The sequence below is a fragment of the Pseudomonas meliae genome (assembly GCF_001400515.1).
Lineage (GTDB): Bacteria > Pseudomonadota > Gammaproteobacteria > Pseudomonadales > Pseudomonadaceae > Aquipseudomonas > Aquipseudomonas amygdali.
In genome coordinates this window covers 1-847 of record NZ_LJQT01000220.1, presented here as the reverse complement: position 1 = coordinate 847, position 847 = coordinate 1, and the positions used below count along the sequence as shown (strand labels likewise).

Here is an 847-nt window from a genome sequence, read left to right as displayed (position 1 = left end):
CCGCCTCGTGCGGGCTTTTTGTTGTCTGGGCGAAACGATACTCAGCCATTCGCCTTCAACATTCTCCGTTTGAATTCATCTACGCTGAATGGACGAGGCGCCCCGCTGGACTCGCCTTCATCAGCGCAAGCCGGGTGGCTTCGATGTCTGCGCTCCGGGCCTGTTCGCGACGAATCAAGTCGCGAATATGTTGGCTGTCGCTGGTGTACGTGCCCACTTCAGTCTGCGCGCTTATTAAAGCGCCCTTTTGATCGGTCATCCGTACGGTCTCCATACTTGAACTCCAAAATCGTTTATCGACTGCGAGAGGCCTTCGCCTGGAAGAGGCATGCTCACACATGCGTTACGCAGCGCGGAAGCCCAGTGCTTCGAGCAAATCAAGACCAGCCATCCAGAGCCCTGCCACCCCCATCCCGTTGAACTAATTTTCCCTCCCCACCATCGAAGCCATACATTTGCTTCCACAAGGAAAATTACGTGCTCAAGTTTACTGCCTCCGCCCTCATCATCGCCGCCACTCTGGGTCTGGCTGCCTGCGACAGCAAATCCGAACAGAAAGCACAGGACGCTCAGGCTCATCAGGAGAAATCCCAGGAGAAGATGGAGTCTGCCCAGGACAAAGTGAACGAGGCTGCCAAAGAGAACACCGAAGCGGCCAAGGACAAAGCTGCGTCCAAGGAAGCGGCTGCCGAAGAATCGAAGACCTTCGTGCCGACGTCCGAAGTGACCAACACCATCCAGCCGGAAAAAAAGTGAAAACAGTGAATACTCTTCACAAAGTTTTCACAGCGGCCGCGTCATTGTAGAGCTGCTCCCAAGTGTGAATCCTTAAGGAGGCGCTGCAAAA

The 847-nt window shown here is 54.8% G+C and carries 1 protein-coding gene and 1 pseudogene; one reads left to right on the top strand and one right to left on the bottom strand.

Going from position 1 to position 847, the window contains the following annotated elements; translation table 11 throughout:
- Positions 1-41: 41 nt before the first annotated feature.
- Positions 42-274: pseudogene (locus tag ALO64_RS09775) on the bottom strand (ribbon-helix-helix domain-containing protein).
- Positions 275-477: 203 nt separating this feature from the next.
- Here ALO64_RS09775 and ALO64_RS09770 point away from each other — a divergent pair.
- Positions 478-756, top strand: coding sequence for a hypothetical protein (locus ALO64_RS09770; RefSeq protein ID WP_004655093.1), 279 nt, complete (start codon positions 478-480; stop codon positions 754-756).
- The last annotated feature ends 91 nt before the right edge of the window (positions 757-847 follow it).